The sequence below is a fragment of the Candidatus Sodalis sp. SoCistrobi genome (assembly GCF_900143145.1).
Classification (GTDB): domain Bacteria; phylum Pseudomonadota; class Gammaproteobacteria; order Enterobacterales; family Enterobacteriaceae; genus SoCistrobi.
The window spans coordinates 1-16,372 of sequence record NZ_FRDB01000040.1 but is presented as its reverse complement, the minus strand read 5'-3'; the positions used below and the strand labels follow the sequence as shown (position 1 = coordinate 16,372).

General features: G+C 58.4%; 16 protein-coding genes. 7 read left to right on the top strand and 9 right to left on the bottom strand.

Translation table 11 applies throughout. The features are described 5' to 3' along the window. The coding region (locus tag CINSTRO3249_RS04645) for a flagellar biosynthesis protein FlhF (protein WP_254304262.1) at nt 1-1,360 on the top strand (1,360 nt) is incomplete at its 5' end. A gap of 53 nt (nt 1,361-1,413) precedes the next feature. Here CINSTRO3249_RS04645 and CINSTRO3249_RS04640 read toward each other — a convergent pair. Both CINSTRO3249_RS04640 and CINSTRO3249_RS04635 read right to left on the bottom strand, forming a co-directional pair. Next, nucleotides 1,414-2,376, bottom strand: a complete 963-nt coding sequence (locus CINSTRO3249_RS04640) for a YhfZ family protein (protein WP_074012387.1) — start codon at nt 2,374-2,376, stop codon at nt 1,414-1,416. 14 nt (nt 2,377-2,390) lie between these two features. Continuing rightward, nucleotides 2,391-3,212 (bottom strand): class I fructose-bisphosphate aldolase, encoded by an 822-nt coding sequence (locus tag CINSTRO3249_RS04635; protein ID WP_074012386.1) that lies wholly within the window; start codon nt 3,210-3,212, stop codon nt 2,391-2,393. Nucleotides 3,213-3,241: 29 nt separating this feature from the next. Between CINSTRO3249_RS04635 and CINSTRO3249_RS04625 the strand changes: the two genes are divergently transcribed. The 3 genes from CINSTRO3249_RS04625 to CINSTRO3249_RS04615 are packed head-to-tail and all read left to right on the top strand — an operon-like array spanning nt 3,242 to nt 6,530. Further along, nucleotides 3,242-4,168: an FGGY family carbohydrate kinase gene (locus CINSTRO3249_RS04625; protein ID WP_084790112.1), complete on the top strand. Its 927-nt coding sequence runs from the start codon at nt 3,242-3,244 to the stop codon at nt 4,166-4,168. Further along, complete coding sequence (locus CINSTRO3249_RS04620) at nt 4,165-5,136, top strand: 1-phosphofructokinase family hexose kinase (RefSeq protein ID WP_074012383.1); 972 nt, start codon at nt 4,165-4,167, stop codon at nt 5,134-5,136. Before CINSTRO3249_RS04625 ends, CINSTRO3249_RS04620 begins: the two co-directional genes overlap by 4 nt. Nucleotides 5,137-5,147: 11 nt before the next feature. Continuing rightward, entirely contained in the window at nt 5,148-6,530 is a 1,383-nt protein-coding gene (locus tag CINSTRO3249_RS04615; protein ID WP_074012382.1) for a sugar porter family MFS transporter, read from the top strand. Nucleotides 6,531-7,043: 513 nt separating this feature from the next. Here the strand turns inward: CINSTRO3249_RS04615 and CINSTRO3249_RS17120 are convergent. Next, nucleotides 7,044-7,184 carry a hypothetical protein gene (locus CINSTRO3249_RS17120; RefSeq protein ID WP_174249728.1) on the bottom strand — a complete coding sequence of 47 codons (141 nt, stop codon included), beginning with the start codon at nt 7,182-7,184 and terminating at the stop codon, nt 7,044-7,046. Nucleotides 7,185-7,196: 12 nt separating this feature from the next. Here CINSTRO3249_RS17120 and CINSTRO3249_RS16420 point away from each other — a divergent pair, with 12 nt between their 5' ends. Beyond that, the gene (locus tag CINSTRO3249_RS16420) at nt 7,197-7,394 is read left to right on the top strand and encodes a hypothetical protein (RefSeq protein WP_125933115.1); all 198 of its coding nucleotides are present in this window, start codon (nt 7,197-7,199) and stop codon (nt 7,392-7,394) included. Between the two features lie 35 nt (nt 7,395-7,429). Here the strand turns inward: CINSTRO3249_RS16420 and CINSTRO3249_RS04605 are convergent, their stop codons facing one another. Genes CINSTRO3249_RS04605 through CINSTRO3249_RS04595 form a run of 4 tightly spaced genes read right to left on the bottom strand, consistent with a single transcriptional unit; the run spans nt 7,430 to nt 10,664 of the window. Then, complete coding sequence (locus CINSTRO3249_RS04605; RefSeq protein WP_254304291.1) at nt 7,430-8,212, bottom strand: dihydrodipicolinate synthase family protein; 783 nt, start codon at nt 8,210-8,212, stop codon at nt 7,430-7,432. Nucleotides 8,213-8,218: 6 nt separating this feature from the next. Then, nucleotides 8,219-9,007 (bottom strand): mandelate racemase/muconate lactonizing enzyme family protein, encoded by a 789-nt coding sequence (locus CINSTRO3249_RS04600; RefSeq protein WP_254304290.1) that lies wholly within the window; start codon nt 9,005-9,007, stop codon nt 8,219-8,221. 20 nt (nt 9,008-9,027) lie between these two features. Then, nucleotides 9,028-9,315, bottom strand: coding sequence for a hypothetical protein (locus CINSTRO3249_RS17545; RefSeq protein WP_254304289.1), 288 nt, complete (start codon nt 9,313-9,315; stop codon nt 9,028-9,030). Between the two features lie 26 nt (nt 9,316-9,341). Then, nucleotides 9,342-10,664, bottom strand: coding sequence for an MFS transporter (locus tag CINSTRO3249_RS04595; protein WP_074012380.1), 1,323 nt, complete (start codon nt 10,662-10,664; stop codon nt 9,342-9,344). Nucleotides 10,665-11,143: 479 nt separating this feature from the next. Here CINSTRO3249_RS04595 and CINSTRO3249_RS04590 point away from each other — a divergent pair, with 479 nt between their 5' ends. Beyond that, entirely contained in the window at nt 11,144-12,388 is a 1,245-nt protein-coding gene (locus CINSTRO3249_RS04590) for an HD-GYP domain-containing protein (protein ID WP_074012379.1), read from the top strand. A gap of 237 nt (nt 12,389-12,625) precedes the next feature. Here CINSTRO3249_RS04590 and CINSTRO3249_RS04585 read toward each other — a convergent pair whose 3' ends face one another. Then, nucleotides 12,626-13,351: an RNA polymerase sigma factor FliA gene (locus tag CINSTRO3249_RS04585; protein ID WP_074012378.1), complete on the bottom strand. Its 726-nt coding sequence runs from the start codon at nt 13,349-13,351 to the stop codon at nt 12,626-12,628. Nucleotides 13,352-13,689: 338 nt separating this feature from the next. Further along, on the bottom strand, nt 13,690-15,135 hold the full coding sequence (locus CINSTRO3249_RS04580) for a flagellin N-terminal helical domain-containing protein (protein WP_074012377.1): 1,446 nt from the start codon (nt 15,133-15,135) through the stop codon (nt 13,690-13,692). Between the two features lie 298 nt (nt 15,136-15,433). Here CINSTRO3249_RS04580 and fliD point away from each other — a divergent pair, with 298 nt between their 5' ends. After that, the gene (fliD, locus tag CINSTRO3249_RS04575) at nt 15,434-16,267 is read left to right on the top strand and encodes a flagellar filament capping protein FliD (RefSeq protein ID WP_074012376.1); all 834 of its coding nucleotides are present in this window, start codon (nt 15,434-15,436) and stop codon (nt 16,265-16,267) included. Nucleotides 16,268-16,372: the final 105 nt, after the last annotated feature.

The following is a 16,372-nucleotide window of genomic DNA, read 5'->3' as shown; positions in this document are numbered from 1 at the left end:
CATAGGTATCTACACATTTATCGTGATACCTGTTATTACTTTGCAGAATGATTTCAACCTATCTGTTGGCGGGATTGACTCTCGCCTTACCCGCCGATATCAGACGCTGGTTAAACAGCATATGACGCCCGCGGCTCTTCTTGCTTCTGCGGTTAAAGACCTCGCAAGTGCTCAAAAATCAACTTTCGCAACTACCCAAGCTGTCTGGCGTTTTCTGAATAATAAGCGAATTAGCTTCAGTCAACTCAATGAGCCAATTATTTCGCTAGCACTTGAGCAAATTTCGCTTAGCCCGCATCCATACGCTCTCGTTGTTCATGATTGGTCACGTTTACAATTTCTTTACCATCATGCCAAATACGGACGCTTAAAAATGACGCACGGTGGCGATGTTGGATATGAACTTCAAAGCAGCTTGCTGGTTGATGCTGGCACGGGTTTGCCAATAGCGCCTCTATCTCAGACACTTACCGATGCAACCGGTTGTCATTCAACGTTGGCGGAAGGACTGTCCGAACGGCAGACACATATGGACGCCTTGACGACCGATATTGCCCGTGTGGAATCGCTTAATATAGGTAAAAAGCTGATTCATATAATTGATAGAGAGGGTGACTCTATTGGACATATGCGGACGTTGAGTACTCAAGGAATATGCTGGCTTATCCGAGGAAAAGAAGGACATGGTGCAGAGTGGCAAGGTAATTCATTGAAAATTGGTGAGATTGCTGCTCTTCTGCCATACAACGGATGCGGACAGGTAGACTGGAAAGGGAAAAAAGCTGATATGGAAATCAGTGAAACCTCGATAGTCATAACCCGAGCTGCGCAGCAGAAGCGTAAAGATAAAGAAACCGGCCGCCGCATAAAAATCCAACCTGGAGAGCCTCTGACGGTCAGATTGGTTGTTGTTCGGCTTACGGATGATCTCGGTAATGTGGTGGGACGCTGGACGCTGCTTACAAACGTTTGCAGCGAGATCACCTGCGAGGAAGTAGCTCGTTGGTATTACTGGCGCTGGAATATTGAATCATTTTTTAAGTTGCTGAAAGGTGCCGGACATGACGTAGAAACATGGCTTCAGCGCAGCGCGCCAGCCGTACTACGCAGGTTGTTAATAGCCAGTATGGCTGCTGTTCTGGTATGGCGGCTGCAACGCGCTGAAGGAGAAGAAAATGCGGCAGCCCGCCAGCTGATATGTCGCTTGTCAGGACGACAGCAAAAGCGAGGCCGCAGAGAGAGCGCTCCTGCTCTGCTCGCTGGCCTATCCATCTTGTTGAATACACTAAAATTATTATCGGAATATAGTCTGGAAGAACTTACTCATTTAGCGAGAGTTGCTCTTAAGCCTCCTCCCTGATGTGTAGATACCTATGCGTTCAGGGTTCAGCCCTGCGCACGCCGCCCCTTGACTCACGGAAACCGAATCGGCAAACGGGAGGACAGCGCGTGCGCGGCGCTCTCATCCTGCAAATGAATATCCTGCGCGATACGGCAGGTATCCAGCAGGGACATCAAGCGGGCCACGGGGGTGTCGGCCTGCGCCACCAGCACCGCCGAGGAGATAGCGTTCGCCAGCCGCTGCGCCTGCGACCGCAGCCGAGATCGCACCGCAAGCCCGACGCCGTCAAGCGGAATAAGCGACGCTTCCTGATGCCAGACGCCGGTATCAATTTCCCCCAGAAATACCGCCCGCGGCAGCAGGGTAAAATCGGTTTCCACATAATCATAATCGGCGGCGGGAAATTGCGCACGCGTCAGGCGCTGATGGTCGCTGGAATGAAAATCGATCCCCACCCGCGGCCTGCCCGCCGGGGGATTGCCCGCTTTCTCAACGATAACTAAACTACCGGGCCGGTAATAGGTCCCTTCGCCCACGTTAAGCAGGGTATAGCCCGCCGCTGCGTCTTCTTCCGGCAGCAGCACCTGGGCGGAGCCGGCGGAGAGTAACACGATGTCCGCTTCGCTGGCGGCAAAGGCCGCGAGGCGGGAGCGGGCGCCGCGCAGATAGCCGATGGTGATGACCACGCCCCATTCGTCGCATTGCCGCGCCATCGCCGAGGCGACCAGCGTCGCCTCCAGCGACCCCCGCGGCGGCAGCAGAATATGCACCGGCGGCAGACGCGCGGCATCCCACAGGCGGGGGAAGTCCCAGGCGACGACGAAAGTCCCCTGATGGCCGCGTGAAACCAGCGTGACGGCCCCCGCTTTTTTCAACTCCAACAGCGCCTTTTGCACCGTGCCCGACCCAATGCCGAGGCGATCCTGATATTGCGAGGTGGTGAGCAGTCGCCCACCCAAACCCAGTTGAAGAATGCTGCGGGCGATAAAAGCGACCGGAGAAAGATGCTCCAGCCCCTGCGCCTTAACCGTCATCGTTTCATCCGTCCTTAGCGTTCCAGAAGCCGCGATGCCTGCTCCACGCTCTGATTATCATGCACCACGGCGGCTAACGCAGACAGGACTTGTGCCGGCTGCTCGGCGCGGAACACCCGGCGGCCGAACATCACCCCTTTGGCGCCCGCCTGCATGGCGTCCGAAGCCAGCTGCAACGTTGACAGAGGATCTTCGCCCCCGGCGCCCCCGGCCAGCAAAATCGGAGTATAACATGTGTCGGTTATCTGACCAAAAGCCTCGACTGACCCCGGCCAAAGCGCTTTCACCAGATCGGCGCCCAAATCCGCCGCGATGCGACAATAAAGGCTCATGACCTTGGCGCTCAGCGCGTCGGGATCAATACCTTCCAGCGCGGAGCGCGGCTCAATGATGAGAGCGATACCGTGACGTTCGCATTCCCGGGCAATCCGGGTATTACGCACGATCTCCGCCTGTTCAAGGGCGGTATCCTTTTGACCGAGATACAAGTAGGTCATAACGGCATCGATACCGCAGGCTGCCACGTCGTCTATTTCCGCCAGCTGCGCCAGCACCCCCTCGCCGCGCCCGTCTTTCCACGGGGTATAAATACTGCGGGCATGGTTTTTCCAATCAAGATGCAACACGAACGCCGGCCGGTCACGGCCAATAAAGGTGTTTTCCACCAGCGGGATCATCCCCGGCGACACCATCACCCCGTCGGCCTGGCGTAGCTGGGCGAACACCTTTTCAATCTCTTGGCGGGTGCGCAGGCCTGAAGGTGGACCCGACATGACGCCATGCGACGCCGCCACCACCACGGCGTGACCCGTCTCCGGGCGTAGCAGGCGCCCCATACGAATGTCCCAATCAAAGTCCCGAACGCCTGGCCTGGTTACGCCAACATGAACCCGCGCTGTTTGCCCGCATTGACCAATGGGCGGACTTTGGCAGTTATGTCGCGTGGCGGCTTACCGGAGAATGGCGGGTCAGCGCGTCGCAAATTACCCATTCCCAATGTTTCGACCTGCACACGCTGCGTCCCCATCTGCCGACGCTGGAACGACTGGCGCTGCGTCCGGAATGGTTCGCCCCTATCGCCGGCACCGGCGACCCTTGCGGCGCGATACGTCCCGCCAGTCTGCCCGGGGTCGAGCTGCATCCCGGCGCCGGGGTGTTCGTTGGCGGCCACGACCAGATCATGGCCGCCTATGCGGTACAGAGCACCCAGCCGACCGATGTATTTGATTCCATCGGCACCTCGGAATACTTGATGGTATTGACCGACCGCTATCAACCCACCCCGACGGCCTGGCAGTTGGGCATCGACATCGAGCGCACCTGGCGCAACGGCGAATATGTCATGGGCTGCGCCACCCCTTCCGGCAAAATGGTGCAAACGCTGGCCGAGCTGTTTTACGGCGGCGATTTCGCCCCCCTGTTCCAGGATCTGGCGCGGCCCTGTCCACCCGGCGCGCTCCAGGTCACGCTCGGCGAGGAGGAACATCAGGGATTATTCTCGCTACAGCATGTGCACGCCGGCGTGACGCCACAGCAGGTGTTATATGGCGTTCTCGACGCTATCGCCGACCGGACGCGCCATCTATTGGGACATATGTGCGAGCTGGGGGCGATTCGCCTGCAGGACGCGGTATTGATGGGCTCGTTATTCCAGCGCCCGGAGATGGTTGCCCACCGGCAGGCGCGCTGGCACATGCCGCTTTATGTCAGCGAATTGGCGGAACCGGTCGCCACCGGCGCCGCCATGATCGCGCGCGAAGCCTGGCTGGCGCACGGGGAGGCCGCGGTATGACGATTGTGATAGCGTCCCTTAATACCGCCATCGAACGGCTGCTGGTGGTCGATAAACATCGCCCTGGCGAGGTTCATCGCCTGCAGGACGACAAAACGCTGGCGGGAGGAAAAGGCGTTAACGTAGCGCGGGTGCTGCGCCAATTGCGCGCCGGCGGACTCGCCAGCTGCCCGCCGCCGCAGCTGGTGGGTTTTCTGGGCGGGGCGACGGGGGCGCTTTGTCGCGCGCTGCTGGCAGAGGAAAATCTCCCGGGGCAGTGGGTCGACATAGCCGGCGCCACCCGCATTTGCGAAGTCATTATCGAGCGGCAGAATGCGGATAACGCCACGGTGTATAACGCCCGCGGCCCGGCGATTGCGCCAAGGGAGCGAACACGGCTGCACCAGGCGCTACGCCACATACTGCCCACCGCCGCCGCGTTGGTGTGCACCGGTTCGCTCCCGGCGGGGATGGCGGCCGGGGAGTACGGCGATTGGTTAGCCCTGGCCCGTGAGTATGGCGTGCTGTCGCTGGTGGACACCCACGGTGAAGCGCTGTTACAGGCCGCGCAGCACCGCCCGGATATCATCAAGATCAACCGGGACGAACTACAACAGGTCAGCGGCGCGTCGCTCGCCGCCCTGCCGCAGCAGTGGCTGGCACAGGGCGTGCGCTGCGTCATCATCACTAACGGCCGCCATCCGACCGTGGCGTTTACCCCCGATGGTCTGTTCGCCATTACGCCGCCTAAGGTCGCCACGCGCAGCGCCGTGGGATCGGGCGATGCGCACTGCGCGGGGTTAATCGCCAGTCTGACCGCCCGTCCCGCCGCCCCCTGGACGGACCATCTCCGGCTGGCGGCGGCGTGCGGCGCGGCCAATGCCGCCAGCCTGGCGCCGGATATCGCTATCGACGCTTTACTACAACAATGCGCGGTACATGCCGTTTCGACCGCTTATCTCAACGATCCTCACTCCCCCACTGAATAACGGAGAGGAATATGGTCACGCACACACACATCGCAACCAATAGCGCTTATATGCGCAACGTTTTATTGATAACCTTCGTTACGGCCGTGGGCGGTTTTTTATTTGGCTTCGATAACGGCAGTATTTCCGGCTCGGTCGGTTTTCTACAAAGTAAATTTACCCTCGACGCCGACGGTATTGGCTGGGTCACCTCCTCCATCATTATCGGCTGTATTATTGGCGTGGCGGTAGCCGGCCCGCTTTCCGATGCCATTGGCCGCAAGAAAGTCCTGCTGCTGACCGCCCTGATTTTTATCTTTGGCGTTTTGGGCGAAGCGCTGGCCACCTCGGCCGATATGCTGGTCTGGTTCCGTATAGCGGTCGGTATCGGCATCGGCGTCGAAACCACCATCGCCCCGCTATATATTGCCGAAGTCTCGCCGGCGCATATTCGCGGCAGGCTGGTTAGTTTTAATCAGCTGTTCAATTGTATTGGTAATCTGGCGGTGTTCAGCGTCGCGGCGGTCATTGCCAACCGCGCCAGCGAAGCGTGGAATATCGAACACGGCTGGCGGCTGATTTTCGCCACGGGTATTATTCCGGCTATCGTGTTTTTGCTGTTATTGTTCTCGATCCCCGAAAGTCCGCGCTGGCTAATACGTAAACGCCGCGATGAACAAGGGCTGGCGGTATTACGCAAAATCAATCCCGACGAACACACTGCCTGGCAACAGCTCGATGCCGTTAAACTTGCCCTGCGGGAAGAACATCAATCGCGTCTCGGCGATCTGTTCAGCCCGCGGCTGCGCAAGGCGCTCATCGTGGGTTTCGGCGTCGCGCTGTTCCAGCAGATAACCGGTATCAATGCCATTTTCTATTATGCGCCTGAAATCTTCAAAACCGCCGGCGTGGACGTCAGCGGCGCGATGTCTTTTACCGTGCTGATAGGGGTGATGCTGGTGGCCGCCACGCTGGTGTCCATGTGGATTATCGATAAAGTGGGCCGCCGTTCGCTGCTTATTGTCGGCGCCGCAGGCATGGCGATAACGCTTGCAGGCATCGGCGGCCTATTCCGCCTGAGCGAGGCGCACACCACGCTGTTGTTAGTCCTGATTCTGGCCTATGTCGCCATCTTTGCGGTGTCATTTGGCACGGTGGCTTATGTGATTATTTCGGAGATCTTTCCTATCCAGGTCCGCGGCATTGCGGTGTCTATCGCAACGTTTGCCCTGTGGGGCGGAAACTTTTTCGTTTCCCGCTTTTTCCCGGTACTGGTGGAGAATATCAGCGCGGCCAATACTTTCTTTATCTTTGCCGGCATCGCGGTTTTGGCGCTACTGTTTGTTTTAACAATGGTGCCGGAAACCAAAGGCAAAACCCTGGAAGAAATCGAGCTGCAAATGAACCGCAGATAAGCGGGCGCCTGCGTGTCTGACAGGCGTCACGCCGCAATATAAGCGGTGATAAGCAAAGAGAGTGATGACTCGCTCCACCACGCGCAGTGGTTACCGTGAGGCGCAGGGCGCCAAACAAGTTGGAAAGATAAGCGCTTACCTCTGTAAACCTGCACTTATGCGCTCAAGGGCCGCACCGGTAGTCTGTCAACGGTGCGGCTTTTGTTTTTGGGCGGGTGAAGGCATTATGCCGCACTACGGCGATGCGCGGCGCGGCCCGATAGTATAGGATCGCTGTATCGCGTCGGCGCTGCTGCGACAAAGGCTTATATTCACCTCGCCCGGGCCTGGGCGCCGCAGCGACCGGGCATTGGCGACGCAAGGTCCGGGCTGACATTGGCGTCGGTCTGCCGGCTACCGCCCCGTTCCGGCGCTAACATGGCTGCCCGCCCGGCGGCGAGGGCTAACCGTGGCGCTGGCGGCCGCTGCCGGCAACCGGCCAACACCGGTGCAGCCGGTCAGGATAAAGAGGCCCTATGTTAAACCCGCAAAGGCAAAAGCGCCGCCCGGGCGATCGGCAATTACGACTCGGTACCGATAGGTGATTCCATTATCGGCATCAAACTGCTGGCGGCGAAAAGCGATGAGGAAATTGTCGGCCTGATTGGCGTCCATGATTTTCAGCTGTTGAAAGCGGATATCGACGCGGCGCGCCGGCATCAGGTGCTGGTAAAAACCTATCCCGACGGCGAGTCGCGCATGGCCTGCAGCCTGCCGGGCATGCAGGCGGCGATCGCGCTGTCGAATTTAAGCGGCGATGCGCTGGCGCTGGAAACGTTGCAAAAGTTCCTGGTCGCGGCGGCGAAAAAACTCGGCGGCGGCTAAACACCACCGCGTCAGGCCGCGCGCGGCCGTTACGACTATGCCGCGCCCTGCGCCTCCTGCAACACCGCCAGCGGCAGCGCATCCGTCAAATCGCGCAGCTCCTGGCGGGTAACATCATCGAGGGTTTTCGCGGGATCGCGCACCACATTGGTGGCAAACAGGCCGGCGCGGAACAGAATTTCCTTATGCACCGCCACGCCAATGCCGGGCTGTACGCCATAACGCAAAAAGGGCAGATAACGATAAAACAGCGTTTGCGCCCGTTGCCTGTCGTGACGCCAGGCCTGCAAGATGGCGTTAATCACTTCCGGGAATTCGCAGGCGGGCATGGTGCCGACAATCCCGCGCGCCAATTCTTCATACAAAAAACCCGCATTCAAACCGCCGAACAGGCCGATACGTGGCGGTAGCTGGTCTTTCAGCTCGGTAATCTTCAACGTGGTCGGCGGTTGCTCGACTTTGATATAACGAATGGCATCATAGTCGCGACACAGCCGCACCAGGGTGGCGACCGACAACGGCACGCCGGTCATCAGCGGCGCGTCCTGCACCATAATGTCGATATCGCATGCGGCATTCAGATCGCCGAAAAAGCGATACACCTCCTCAGGACCGGGTTTGACGACGGCGGGGGGATTCACCATGGCGACCTGGGCGCCCCAGGCGGCGACCCGATTAATCGACTCTATCGCCACCTGGCTGGAAGCGCCACCCGCCGCGGCGACCAGGTGTAAATCGCCGGTGAGCGCCTTGACCCGGTCAAAGATGGCCTTTTTTTCCGCCTCCGGCATCAAATGCCGTCGCCAGAATTGGCACATTTCCCGTTAACATACTTTTCTCCCACTATAATCACGCACGCATTGTTCATCTACCTCAATGCCCAGACCGGGGCCGGAGGGAAGTTGATATTCTCCCGCCCGGCACACCAAAGGCGTCTTGAGCAGGTTATTCGCCAGCGCAAACACCGGCGGCTGGAATTCCAGCAAATGAAAATTCGGTAACGCCGCGGCCACCTGCAGCGACGCCGCGATGCAGGGCGCCAGACCGACGCTGAGATGCGGGGCGACTTTCAGGTTCCAGGTTTCGGCAAGGGAAGCGATATGCATTAACTCCGTAATGCCGGTACGCCCGACATCGGGTTGCAGAATATCGACGGCCTGGCGTTCGATAAACGGCCGGAATTGGTAGCGGGTGCGCTCCGTTTCCCCGAGAGCGATGGGGATAGCGCTTTTTTGCCGCAGCGCCGCGTGACCGGCCACATCTTCCGGCAGCAGCGGCGCTTCCAAAAAGCGGACGCGATAGTCATGCAACCCGGCAGCCAGCTCGGCCGCCTCGCTTAGGCTGTAATTCCAATGCGCGTCCAGCAAAATATCCCCCTCGGGACCGATCGCCTGGCGGATGGCCCGTACGTTGGCCACATCCTCCGCGACGCCATAGCCGAGCGCCAGTTTCACGGTATGAAAGCCTTTGCTCTGCCATTCCTGCGCCAAGGCGCAGCGCGCCTCCAGCGTGGGTTTCGGCAAACCGGAGACATAACAGGGGATCGCATCGCGGAAATTGCCCCCCAACAGTTGGTATATCGGCAGACCCGTGATGTGGCCGCGATCCCGCATCGAATTATACATTTTGGCGTTCAATACTTGGCTTCGGAACGGATCTTCCCCACCAGCAACGGCGTGAACAATGCCGTGATAATTTCGGCGATAACCTGTGGGATCACCGGCGCCAATGCCTCCCCCCATCCGACATGACCATCGTCGGCGGTGATTTTCACCAGGCAGGTTTCCATTTTGCGCGAGTAAACACAGCGATATTCCGGGCGGTAATAATAGTCGTCCTGCGTATCATCCACAGGACCGCCCAAATACACGTCCTCAGGCTTGATTTTCAACGCAAAACACTCAACTGCGATAATTTTCATTATCCTCTCCATCCTCTCCGGGTCGGTTAATCCAGGGTTTTACCGGCGGTTTCCTTCGCCAGTAATACGGCAATAAACGAAATTAGCGCGGTGCCCATAACATAATAGGCCGGGGATAAGGGATCGCCGGTAAAGGCAATCAAACCGGCGGACGCCAAGGGCGTGACGCCGCCGAAGACCGCAACCGTCATGTTGTAGGCAATCGCTATCCCGCCGTAGCGGATAGCGGTCGGAAACAGCTCGACCATCGCCGCGCCGCAGCCGCCGTTAAACAAGGCAACGAACACGCCGAGCAGGCTCATAGCGGCAATCGCGGCGCCCACCGAATCTTTGGTCATCAGCAGCATCGCGGGATAGGTAAATAAAATGAATCCGCCGCAGCCCATCAGCATCACCGGCCGGCGGCCGATCCTGTCGGATAAATAGCCGGTTAACGGCATGCACACCGCCACGCTTAATAACCCAAGCGTAGTAATCAAATAGGCATCCGTGCGGCTATAGTGCAGATGGGTCGATAAGTAACCGGGCATAAAGGATTGCAGCACCCAGCTGCTTACCGCCTTGACCACCACAAAACCGACGCAGAACAGCAGCGCTTTCGTTGAAGAGGTCAAGGTTTTGCGCAGCGGCGCGGTTTCAATGTGGCCGGTTTGCTTTAGGGCATGAAAGGCGGCGGAATCTTCCATATTGCGGCGCATATACAATCCGCCCAGTCCCAGCGGCGCCGCCAGAAGGAAAGGCAGCCGCCAGCCCCAGTCATTCATCGCCGACTCGCCCAGCAAGTGCGTGAGCAGCAACACCAGTCCGGTGCCGAAAACGAACGCCATAAAGCTGAAATTTTCACTCCAGCAGGTCAACGTGGCCCGCCGGTGCGGTGCGGCGCTTTCCGCCAGATAGGTGATGACGCCGGAGCTTTCGCCGCCGGCGGCGAACCCCTGTAATAAGCGGGTGAGTACCAGCAGCACCGGCGCGAGGATGCCCACCTGATGATAGGTTGGCAATATGCCCATAATAAAGGTGGCGACGGAGGTAATCATTATCACCGTCACCAGCACCTTACGCCGCCCGAGCCTGTCGCCCATCGAACCAAAATACAGGCCGCCCAGGGGGCGCATCAGAAAGCCGGAGCCAAAGACCGCAAACGACTTGAGCAGCGCTACGGCCGGATCGCCGCTGGCGAAAAAATTTGCGCCGATAATCACGGCAAGCGTGCCGTATAAGCCGAAATCGAACCACTCAATGAAATGACCGATACCCGCGGACATCATGATTTTGAAAGTGCGCCGGGACGACAGGGCCGGGTTGGCGCCAGAATAGGTCGCGGCGTAGTGAGGACTGGAATTGTTCATGCCATCTCCTGAGCAAATCAGGCTTTGCCCTGTTTTCGTTATCGGATAGGTTTCGCTTCAGAGGTACAAGCCACTGCGCTGTAGGATGACGTCAGTGTTGACGAAGGCCGGCCGATTTGCCATAGCGGCATGGTATTACGTGAGAGTAATCATAAAATAGGCCGGAAAAATGCTTCACATAGTGAAGCAAAGCCGCTAAAGGCTCGCCGGGGCGGCGCGAGGTGAAGATGGGAACAGTGGATGCCGAGCACTAACTGTTATCCGCGGTCAAAAATCTGTCTCCGCCGGGCAAGACGCCCTTTTCCTGGCGGCGCACAACGACGTTGGCGATAGAGACGACAGTGGCAGTATTGGCGGCGTCGTCGCCTGGTCAATTGCACCGCCGAGGCGAAAAAAAAGAGGCGATTTTGCGCCCAAGGGCTAAAGTTTCGCCGCGCCGTGCCGATAATGACTGAAGCCCTCTTTTCGGGAGAGAGACAGTGATCAAGCGTTTAGGCGTCAACGCGCTGCGGCTGGGCATGTATGTCCAGCGGCTGGAGCTTTCGCGCCACAGTTCCACCACATTGCGCGACGGTTTTCTGCTGACTACTTCAGCACAGATTACCGCCATTCATCGCGTCGGTATCAAACACGTCTGGATTGACGAGTTGAAAGGCATGCGCGCCGTTAACGCCCGGCCCTGGTTCAGCCAGGTGCCCGGACTCTCCGCGCCGCCCGCAAGCGCTGCCGGCGATGGCATCGACAGCGCGTTGGAAAACGCCCGTCAAATCTGCCTGGACGGCACGCTGCAGATGAAACAAATTTTCAGCGATGCGCGGCTGGGTAAAATCCTTGATCCCCTGGAGACCCTGCCTCTGGTGGAAAGCGTGATCCGCTCCATTGAGGACAACCCGACCGCCCTGCTGGGTATGGCGCAGCTGAAGACGCAGGATAACTATACCTACCAGCATTCGGTGGCGGTATGCGCGCTGATGATTGCGCTCGGCCTGCAATATCGTCTGCCGCAGGACACGCTGCAATTGCTGGGCATGGGGGGCCTGTTACACGATTTGGGCAAAGCGCTGATCCCGGCGTCGATATTGAATAAGCCCGGCCGGCTCACCGTCGCGGAGTCGGCGATAATCAAACAGCACCCGCTGCTCGGTGTCGCCATGCTGGATCCCGACACCACACCGCCCGCCATACGGGATATTCTGCTGCATCATCATGAGAAAATCGACGGCGGCGGTTACCCCTTTGGTCTGCGCGATACGGCTATCTCCCGCTATGCGCGCATGGCCGCCGTGTGCGATGTCTACGATGCCTTAACGTCCAGCCGCAGCTACAAAGCCGCCTGGAATCCCGCCGCCGCCATCCGCAATATGGCCACCTGGAAAGGGCATTTCGATCAGTCGGTGTTTTTTACCTTCGTCAAGGCAGTGGGCATTTATCCGGTGGGTTCCGTGGTGCGCCTGGCCTCGGAACATTTGGCGGTGGTGACGGAAGCGAGCGGCGCATCGCTGCTGCATCCCAAAGTACGCGTCTTTTTTTCCCTGCTCACGAACGAGCCGGTGCCGGCGCGCAATCTGGATTTGGCCGTGCCAAGTATCGGCGACAGTATCGCCGGCCCGGACGCGGCGCTCGGCTGGACCGGCACCGGGTTTCCCGTACCGGAGGCCTCACTGAGCAGGAACGGCGCCGGCTACGCGCCGCAGCGACAACAAGAGCGGGAATGGGAAGGCTGACGGCCAGCGCGGGCGATAGCGTCCAGCGGTGGGCTCACCGCCGCTGGCGGGTTAGCCCACGCGGGTAGCTCGAGCGCAGACGTGCCGGCAAAACCGCGGTCCGGCTGCGGGGACAGTATCGGATGTTGCTTTTGTTGCAGACGTGCCGATAAAACAGCGGTCCGGCCGCGGGGATATCGTCGGGTGGCGGTGTGGTGGAGGGCGCGCCGGCGTTAATGGCGGCGCGGCAAGGCTTGTTCAGAAATCGGACATCAATTTCGCCCGCAGGCGTTTGATGGATTGGCTGTGCAGCTGGCTGACCCGCGATTCGCCGATACCCATCACCTCACCGATCTCCTTCAGGTTGAGCTCTTCCTGATAATACAGCGTCAGCATCAGTTTCTCCCGTTCCGGCAACGCCTCAATGGCCGCAATCACGCGATCGCGCAGACCGCTTTCCAGCAACTGCTGTAGGGGATTATTGGCCGGCTCGTGTTCCGGCAGCAGATTATCCGCGGCGTCGCCATATTCTTCGCGCCATTCGTCATAGGAAAACAGCTGGCCGCTATTGGTATCCTGCAACAGCTGATGATAGTGGGCCAGCGGGATATTCATGGTATTAGCCACCTCCTGCTCGGTGGCGGTTCTGCCCAACGTCTGCTCGGTTTTCTGAATAGCCTGTGCGACTTCCCGGGCGTGACGCCGCGTACTGCGGGGCAGCCAATCGCGGCCGCGCAATTCATCCAGCATCGCGCCGCGGATCCGCTGTACCGCATAAGTGGTAAAGGCCGCGCCCTGAACCGCATCAAAACGGTCCAATGCGCTGAGCAGGCCGATACTGCCGGCCTGCAATAAATCATCCAGGTCTACGCTTGCGGGTAAACGCACCTGTAGCCGCAGCGCCTCGTGACGCACCAGCGGAATATAACGCATCCATAGCGACTGTTTATCCATCACGCCTGCGGCAGTATACAGATCGCTCATCTTTTAACCCTTTCTCACCCGGTACTGCGCCTGATTATCCGTACTCGTTCAACAATCAATCGACCGAATAGTCGGCAAAAAGCCGCTCTTATCCTCTTATACCCGCTGTTGCGACGGCGCTACCCTATCGTTGGCCCGCCAGAACGGCAAAGTGATCTAACCGCTTACCATTGCCTGCAAACCATAAAAAAACCCCGCCGAAGCGGGGTTGGACTGCCAATGGCGGCAGCGAAGCCAGGTGTGGCGCGCCCGGCCGTCGTGTGCGACGAACATTGCCGACCGAGATGACGCGGCCGGCAACGCGGGTCGTGATAGCGCGGCCGGGACGGTTTGCAGGCTTACTGCAGAAGAGACAGTACGGTCTGCGGTACCTGATTGGCCTGGGCCAGTACCGACGTACCCGCCTGCTGCAAGATCTGCGCCTTGCTCATATTAGAGACTTCGGTGGCATAGTCAGCGTCCTGGATCCGCGATTGCGCTTCGCTCAGGTTGCTGGTGCTGCTAGTCAGATTGTTAATGGTGGACTCGAACCGGTTTTGCACCGCACCCAGATTGGAGCGCATGGTGTCAACGGTGGACAGCGCGTCGTCCAGAGTCGCCAGCGGATCGCTGGTGGCGGCGGTCAGCGCTTTGCTGGAGTCGTAGCTGGCGGCGGTGACATTGCCGTCATCGTCGGTAGTCACTTTGGCCGCATAGTATTTCACGGTCGCATCAGTAGAACCCGCGGTTTCATCTTTGATGAAATAGTGACCATTTTTGTCTTGCACCAGCGAGGTCTTGGCGCTGTCGACGGTGGCGGTCAATGTACCGTCGTCGGCGACGGATACGGTGGCGCTGTAAGACCCATTATCGGTTTTGACGTAGTAGTTGTTGTTGTCATCTTTCACCAGCGTGCCCGCAGCAATCGCGGCGGTGGCGGTGATACCGGTGGCGCTATCGTAAGTGGTGGCGATGGCGCTACCGGTGGTGATAGCCGTGGTGTCATCCGGCGCAACCGCTTCTGCCGTCGCGGCGTCGGCAACGGTGGCGGTCAGTTTTCCGGCGCCGTCGGTGGACACCGTGGCGGCAAAGTAATCACCGTCGCTGGTTTTCACAAAGTAGCCATCATCATTTTTCACCAGGCTACCCGCTTCGATATCGGCCTTGGCGGCATTCGTGCCAGCGGACAGCGTGACGGAGCTGACCGAAACGTTGCCGGTGGCGCCAACAGCGGTGGTCGGCGCAACGGTGACGCCGGTCTGAGTGCCGGTCGGGCCGTTGACGTTAAAGGTGCCCAATTTTAAGGAATTGGAGTCGATCTTTTTCAGATCGATAGAAATGGTTTCGCCATCGTTGGCGCCGACCTGAATGGACAGGCTCTTGTCAGAACTTAATACCTTGACGCCGTTGAAGTCGGTCTGCTGGGAAATACGATCGATTTCGGCCAGACGCTGCGTGACTTCATCCTGGATGGACTGCAGGTCGCTGGTGGAGTTGGTGCCCGTCTGTGACTGCACGGTCAGCGTGCGGATCGCCTGCAGGTTATCGTTGATTTCATCCAGCGCGCCTTCCGTGGTCTGCGCCAGGGAGATGCCGTCGTTAGCGTTACGAGATGCCTGAGTCAGGCCGTTGATGTTAGACGTAAAACGGTTGCTGATCGCCTGACCGGCGGCATCGTCCTTGGCGCTGTTGATGCGCAGGCCAGACGACAGACGCTCAATAGCGGTACCCAGCGCAGATTGCGATTTGTTCAAATTGTTCTGGGCCATCAGCGAGATGCTGTTGGTATTGATGACTTGTGCCATTGCAGTATTCCTAAATAATCGTCCCTCGGGACAGAAAAGGTGAACCCGGGCATTTTACTAAGGGGCTTTAATGAACGTCTTCAATGGTATCGGCGTTCTTTTCCCATTCTTTAGCCTAAAGTGGAAATTTATTGTCTTTAATAGGAATACCCTGCCCCGTCGCTTAAGGGTCTATTGCCCGAATTACCCGCTATTCACCTTCGTTTCACCGCCATTGCCCCAGGTAAGAATCAGGTAAACTTTTTGACGTTCGTGCCGATAACACTTTATCTACCGCGTTCAACCATAGGGCAAAGCGATGTCAACCATCAGTTCATTGGGTATCGGTTCGGGACTGGATTTGAGCAGCTTATTGGATTCATTACAGACCGCCGAAGAGGCGCGTCTCACCACGGTGACTGGCAAGCAAGACAGCTACAATACGAAATTGACGGCTTACGGCACGTTGAAGAGCGCTTTGGAAAGTTTTAACGAGGCGACGACCGCGCTGACCACCCGCTCTACCTATACGCAAAAAGTGGCCAGTACCCATGATGCCTTCACGACCGACGTCGGCGACGACGCCGTCAGCGGCAGCTACAGCATCAGCGTATCGCAGCTGGCGACGGCACAATCCCTTGCCTCCACCAGCAGCTTTAGCAGCACGACCTCCCTCATCGGCACCAGCGGCAGCAGCAACCGCCAGTTGAGCATTACCGTAGGCAGCGGCGAAGCGGTCACTATTCCGTTGACCGATGATCAAACGACGCTCAGCGGCCTGCGCGACGCCATTAATCAGGCCGATGCCGGCGTCACCGCCAGTATTATCCAGTCGGGAGACAGCGGTTATCAATTGGTCATTAGCGCCAATAGCACCGGCAGCGACGCAACCATGACGCTCGCGGTCAGCGGCGATGACACCCTAAATGCCCTCATCGGCTATGACGGCAGCAACACCGAGAGTTCCTCCGGTATGGTGCAAACCACGGCGGCGCAAAACGCGCTGCTGACGGTGAACGGTGTCAGCGTCGAACGCAGTTCCAATACCATCACCGATGTGCCGCAGGGGGTCACGCTTACGCTGAATGCCACCACCAGCAGCACGCAAAATCTTATCCTGCGCCAAAGTACTGAATCACCCCGGATAAATTAGAGTCTATACTTTAAAAGTGGAGGTCTCTATGACAACGACCAAACGTTACTCTCCGGAAGTCCGTGAACGGGCAGTTAATCTAGTGCTGGAAACTCAGCATGAGCA

What these genes read in the sequence shown, in the direction of transcription:
- CINSTRO3249_RS04640 (WP_074012387.1), bottom strand. Translation starts at nt 2,376, where the DNA reads ATGACGGTTAAGGCGCAGGGGCTGGAGCATCTTTCTCCGGTCGCTTTT.
- CINSTRO3249_RS04635 (WP_074012386.1), bottom strand. Translation starts at nt 3,212, where the DNA reads ATGGGGCGCCTGCTACGCCCGGAGACGGGTCACGCCGTGGTGGTGGCG.
- CINSTRO3249_RS04620 (WP_074012383.1), top strand. Translation starts at nt 4,165, where the DNA reads ATGACGATTGTGATAGCGTCCCTTAATACCGCCATCGAACGGCTGCTG.
- CINSTRO3249_RS04615 (WP_074012382.1), top strand. Translation starts at nt 5,148, where the DNA reads ATGGTCACGCACACACACATCGCAACCAATAGCGCTTATATGCGCAAC.
- CINSTRO3249_RS17120 (WP_174249728.1), bottom strand. Translation starts at nt 7,184, where the DNA reads ATGGACGCCAATCAGGCCGACAATTTCCTCATCGCTTTTCGCCGCCAG.
- CINSTRO3249_RS04605 (WP_254304291.1), bottom strand. Translation starts at nt 8,212, where the DNA reads ATGTGCCAATTCTGGCGACGGCATTTGATGCCGGAGGCGGAAAAAAAG.
- CINSTRO3249_RS04600 (WP_254304290.1), bottom strand. Translation starts at nt 9,007, where the DNA reads ATGCGGGATCGCGGCCACATCACGGGTCTGCCGATATACCAACTGTTG.
- CINSTRO3249_RS17545 (WP_254304289.1), bottom strand. Translation starts at nt 9,315, where the DNA reads ATGAAAATTATCGCAGTTGAGTGTTTTGCGTTGAAAATCAAGCCTGAG.
- CINSTRO3249_RS04595 (WP_074012380.1), bottom strand. Translation starts at nt 10,664, where the DNA reads ATGAACAATTCCAGTCCTCACTACGCCGCGACCTATTCTGGCGCCAAC.
- CINSTRO3249_RS04585 (WP_074012378.1), bottom strand. Translation starts at nt 13,351, where the DNA reads ATGAGCGATCTGTATACTGCCGCAGGCGTGATGGATAAACAGTCGCTA.
- CINSTRO3249_RS04580 (WP_074012377.1), bottom strand. Translation starts at nt 15,135, where the DNA reads ATGGCACAAGTCATCAATACCAACAGCATCTCGCTGATGGCCCAGAAC.
- fliD (WP_074012376.1), top strand. Translation starts at nt 15,434, where the DNA reads ATGTCAACCATCAGTTCATTGGGTATCGGTTCGGGACTGGATTTGAGC.